Source organism: Rhizobacter sp. P2_H2 (genome assembly GCF_056403375.1).
On the sequence record NZ_JBFUFP010000377.1, the window covers coordinates 1 to 4,816 of the forward strand.

General features: G+C 70.1%; 5 protein-coding genes and 1 pseudogene. 5 read left to right on the top strand and 1 reads right to left on the bottom strand.

The window, feature by feature from the left end:
• The 5 genes from AC1D15_RS18355 to AC1D15_RS18375 all read left to right on the top strand — a co-directional run.
• Positions 1–682, top strand: a 682-nt coding sequence (locus AC1D15_RS18355) for an ABC transporter permease (protein WP_477827111.1), incomplete at its 5' end; no start/stop codon positions are given.
• Positions 682–996 (top strand): L-rhamnose mutarotase, encoded by a 315-nt coding sequence (locus tag AC1D15_RS18360; RefSeq protein WP_477827112.1) that lies wholly within the window; start codon positions 682–684, stop codon positions 994–996. The genes AC1D15_RS18355 and AC1D15_RS18360, both read left to right, overlap by 1 nt.
• Before the next feature lie 3 nt (positions 997–999).
• Positions 1,000–2,286, top strand: coding sequence for an FGGY-family carbohydrate kinase (locus AC1D15_RS18365; RefSeq protein WP_477827113.1), 1,287 nt, complete (start codon positions 1,000–1,002; stop codon positions 2,284–2,286).
• Between the two features lie 51 nt (positions 2,287–2,337).
• Entirely contained in the window at positions 2,338–3,444 is a 1,107-nt protein-coding gene (locus AC1D15_RS18370; RefSeq protein ID WP_477827114.1) for a GGDEF domain-containing protein, read from the top strand.
• A gap of 8 nt (positions 3,445–3,452) precedes the next feature.
• Entirely contained in the window at positions 3,453–4,352 is a 900-nt protein-coding gene (locus AC1D15_RS18375) for an EamA family transporter (protein ID WP_477827115.1), read from the top strand.
• Positions 4,353–4,486: 134 nt separating this feature from the next.
• Here the strand turns inward: AC1D15_RS18375 and AC1D15_RS18380 are convergent.
• Positions 4,487–4,816: pseudogene (locus AC1D15_RS18380) on the bottom strand (3-oxoadipyl-CoA thiolase); the annotation flags it as partial.

Genomic DNA, 4,816 nt, shown 5'->3' on the forward strand with positions numbered 1-4,816 from the left:
CGGCACCGGTGCCGCGGCGGGCGCATTGAACGGCTGGCTCGTCACCGCGTACCGCTTGCCGTCCATCGTCGTGACGATCGGCAGCCTGTCGCTGTACCGGGGGATTGCGCTGGTGGTGCTGGGCGACCAGGCGATCACCGGCTACCCCGAGGCGCTGTCGGTGCTGGGCAATGGCTACCTGGGCGACCTGATCGGGGTGCCGTGGCTGATCGTGCCAATCGAGTTCGCGATCCTGCTGGTGATGGCCGTGGCCGTCGGCGTGCTGCTGCATCGCACGGTCACCGGAAGGCGCCTGGTCGCGATCGGCGCCAACCCGATCGCCTCGCGTTTTTCCGGCATCGAGGTCGACCGCCACCGTTTCGCGCTGTTCGTCTTTGCGGGCCTGATGGCCGCACTGGCCGCGGTGCTGCTGACCGGCCGCATCGGCAGCACGCGCCCGAACATCGCACTCGGCTGGGAACTGGATGCCGTGACGATGGTGATCCTCGGCGGTGTCGCGATCGAAGGTGGGCGCGGCAGCATCGTCGGCGTGTTGCTGTCCGTGCTGCTGCTGGGCCTGTTCACGTTCGCACTCGGCATGGCCAACATCTCGGGCATCGTGATGGCGATGATCGTCGGTGTGCTGCTGATCGTCTCGATGGTGCTGCCGCGGCTGCTGCGCGGCCCGCGGGTGCTGCTGTGATGGAGCAGGTCGCGTTCCGGATGCGCCTGAAGCCGGRCTGCGCGGCCGAGTACAAGCGCCGCCACGATGCGTTGTGGCCCGAGCTCGCGAACCTGCTGCACGAAGCCGGCGTGCGCGACTACAGCATCTTTCTCGACGAAGAGAGCCTGGCGCTGTTCGCGGTGCTGCGCCGTACTTCCGACCATCGGATGGCCGAGTTGCCGTCGCATCCGGTGATGCAGCGCTGGTGGGCGGAAATGGCGGGGCTGATGGAGGTCGAGCCGTCACTGGCGCCTCAGGTGGTGGCTTTGCAGCCGATGTTCCATCTCGAATGACAGATGAAGCAACCAGCTACCGTCGTGCTCGACATCGGCAAGACCCACGTCAAGCTGTGCGCCCTTGACGCGAGCGATCGTGTCCTCGCCGTCCGCACGAAAGACAACGCCAGCGTCACCAGCCCCGCCGGCTATGCGGCTCTCGACACCGATGGCATCGAAGCGTGGCTGTGGGACAGCCTCGCGTCGCTGGCGGTGGAGTTCCACGTCGATCGCATCGTCACGAGCACGCACGGCGCCGCTTTCGCCGCGATCGATGCGAACGGCCTCGTGCTTCCGATCGTCGACTACGAGTTCGACGGCTATGCCGATCAACGGGAGGCTTACGCGGAAGCCGTGGGCGACCTGCGCGAGACGCTGTCGCCGCATCTGCCAATGGGGCTCAATGCGGCGCGCCCGTGGTACTGGCTGTCGCGCGAATGCCCGAGTGAGTTCGCGCGTGCGACCACGCTGCTGCCGTATCCGCAGTACTGGGCCTGGCGATTGAGCGGGGTTGCGGCGAGCGAGGCGAGTTCACTGGGCTGCCACACGCATCTGTGGGCGCCGATCGCTCGCGGCTGGTCGCGGCTCGCGCGGGCCGAAGGCTGGGATCGACGCTTCGCGCCGCTGCGGTCTGCGTGGGAGGTGCTCGGGCCGGTGCGCCCCGAACTGGCGAAGCGCCTCGGCCTGCCGGCTGACGGCTTCATTCATGCCGGCGTGCACGACAGCAATGCCTGCCTCGCGCGCCACCTGAAGCGCTCGCCGGCGATGACGCTCGTGACATCGGGCACCTGGACCGTCGTGATGGCCTGCGGCGGGTCGGTCGATCGGCTGGACCTGTCGGCCGACATGCTTGCCAACGTCTCGGTCGCGCAGGACCTGGTGCCCACCGCACGCTTCATGGGCGGGCGCGACCATGCGGCCCTGTGCGCCGGCGCCGATCCCGATGCGGCCGACCTCGCGTGCCTGCCGGCGCTGGCCGAGGCCGGCATCCAGGCCGTGGCCTCGGCCGACGGCGGCGGCCCGCGCATCGTCTGCCGTGGCGACGACGTCACCGCGCAGGCCGTGCAGCGCCTCACGCCGGCGCAGCGCGCGACGCTGGCCGCGCAGTACTGCGCCACGATGACCGCCGAGCGCGTGCTGGCGCTGTCCGGCCCGTCGCCGGTCGTCGTCGAAGGCCCGCTCGCCCGCAATGCCGCCTACCTCGCCCTGCTCGCGCAATCGCTGCCCGGCCACCGCTGCCAGGTCGGCGATGCCGCGATCGACGGCACGGTGCTCGGTGCACTGGCGTTAACCCGCTGGAACGATTGAACCCGTGACATGGCGCGGCCGGGGGCTGCGGGGCTGATAACCTCTCGCCCCGTGCGGACCGTCCTCGCCCCTCTCGCCGACCGTGTGTTCGGCACCGAACCCAAGCAGCGCTTGCGGCTCGTGCAATGCGGCGTCGCGATGCTGCTGGTGCTCGGCAGCGTGCTCAACATGCAGTACCTCGTGGCCGCCGGCCTCGMGCCTGCCTGGCCCGTCGCGCTGTGGAGCGTGCTGCTCGCCGGCGGCTTCGCGGTCTTCTTCGGCGTGATCCGCAGCGGCCTCAACCTGAAGCTGCCCGACCCGGCGCTGACGCAGGCGCAGATGGTGTTCGCGATCGTCTGCGGCGCGGCCGGCTACGCACTGGCCGGCGCGGGCCGCGGCGGCGCCTTTCCGATCCTGATGGTGATCTTCATGTTCAGCATGTATGCGCTGCCGCCGGCCCAGGTGATGCGCATCGCGCTGTTCGCGGTGGCGCTGTTCGGCGCGACGATGGCGGCGATGGCCTGGCACGACCCGGCCACCTACGAGCCGGCGGTCGAATGGGGGCACTTCATCATGATCGCGATCATGGTGCCGGCCATCGCGGTGCTGGCCGGGCAGCTCAGCCGCCTGCGCGAGCGCATGCGGCGGCAGAAGAAGGAGCTGTCGGTGGCGCTCGCGCGCATCCAGGACCTCGCCACCCGCGACGAGATGACCGGCCTGATCAACCGCCGCCACATGCAGGAGTTGATGGAGCAGGAACGCCAGCGCGGCGTGCGTTCCGGCTACACCTTCTGCCTCGCGATGATCGACCTCGACGGCTTCCGCAAGATCAACGACCAGCAAGGCCATGAGTTCGGCGACCGGCTGCTGAAGCGCTTCGCGCGAGAAGCACTGAACGTGATCCGCATCTCCGACCTGCTCGGGCGCTGGCAGGGCGAGCAGTTCCTGCTGCTGCTGTCGGACACCCGCGCCTCGCTCGCACGCCTCGGGCTCGAGCGGCTGCGCGAACGCATCTTCGCGATGCAGATCGACGCGCAAGGGCCGCCGATGCACGTCAGCTTCTCGGCCGGCGTCACCGAGCACCGGGCCGGTGAATCGGTGGCCGAGACGATCGCGCGCGCCGACCAGGCACTGCGTGCGGCCAAGGGCGCCGGGCGCAACCGGGTCGTGCTCGCATGAGCGCTCCGTTGCCGGCACGGCACTTCGTCCTCGCGCTGCTGGTCGTCGCGGTCTGGGGCACCAACTTCGTCGTCATCAAGCTCGGCCTCGCGCACCTGCCGCCGCTGCTGTTCGCCGCGCTGCGCTTCACGTTCGCGCTGCTGCCTGCGGTGTTCTTCCTGCCACGCCCGGCGGTGCCGTGGCGCAAGCTCGCGGCCTACGGGCTGCTGATCGGCGTCGGCCAGTTCGGCGTGCTGTACCTCGCGATGCGCGGGCACATCACGCCGGGGCTCGCGTCGCTGGTCGTGCAGACGCAGGTGTTCTTCACGATCGGCCTGGCGATGCGCGGCAGCGGCGAGGTGGTGCGCCCGTTCCAGTGGGTGGCGCTTCTGCTGGCGGCGGCCGGCATCGTCGTTATCGCTTCACACACCAGCGGTTCACACACCGGCGGCGACACCACGGTGGCCGGCGTGCTGATGGTGCTGTTCGCCGCGCTGTCGTGGGCCGGCGGCAACATCGTCAGCCGCGCGGCCGGCCGCGTGAACATGCTGGCCTACGTCGTCTGGACCAGCGCGTTCGCGGTGCCGCCGCTGTTCGTCCTGTCGTGGTGCTTCGAAGGCAGCGCGGCGATCGAGGCCGGCCTGCGCCAGGCCGATGCGGTGACCTGGGCCTCGGTGCTGTGGCAATCGGTCGGCAACACGCTGTTCGGCTACGCGGCCTGGGGCTGGCTGCTGGCGCGCCACCCGGCGGCCACCATCACGCCGATGGCGTTGCTGGTGCCGGTGTTCGGCATGGCCGCGTCGGCGTGGTGGCTGGGCGAATCGCTGCCGGCGTGGAAACTGGTCGCCGCCGGGCTGGTGATGGCAGGGCTGGCGCTGAACCTGCTGTGGCCGCGCTGGCGGCGTGCAAATAAACACCGTTCGCCCTGAGCAGGGACCGAGCTTGTCGAGGGCCCGTCCGTCGAAGGGTTGTGCCCGAAGCGCGCCAGGCTTCGACAGGCTCAGCCCGAACGGACGTGGGCTCAGTCCGGCCCTTCGACAAGCTCAGGGCGAACGGATGTGGGTCAGACCCGCTCGATCACCACCGCAATGCCCTGGCCCACGCCGATGCACATCGTGCACAGCGCGTAGCGGCCGCCGCTGCGGTGCAGCTGGTTCACCGCGGTCGTCACCAGCCGCGCGCCGCTCGCGCCGAGCGGGTGGCCGAGCGCGATCGCGCCGCCGTTCGGGTTGACGCGCGCGTCGTCGTCCTTCAGGCCGAGGTCGCGCAGCACCGCCAGGCCTTGCGCGGCGAACGCCTCGTTCAATTCGATCACGTCGATCTGGTCGAGCTTCAGGCCGGTCAACGCCAGCACGCGCCGCGTGGCCGGTGCCGGGCCCATGCCCATGATGCG

Excerpts from the sequence above, each read along its gene's own strand:
- AC1D15_RS18365 (WP_477827113.1), top strand. The coding sequence starts at position 1,000 with ATGAAGCAACCAGCTACCGTCGTGCTCGACATCGGCAAGACCCACGTC.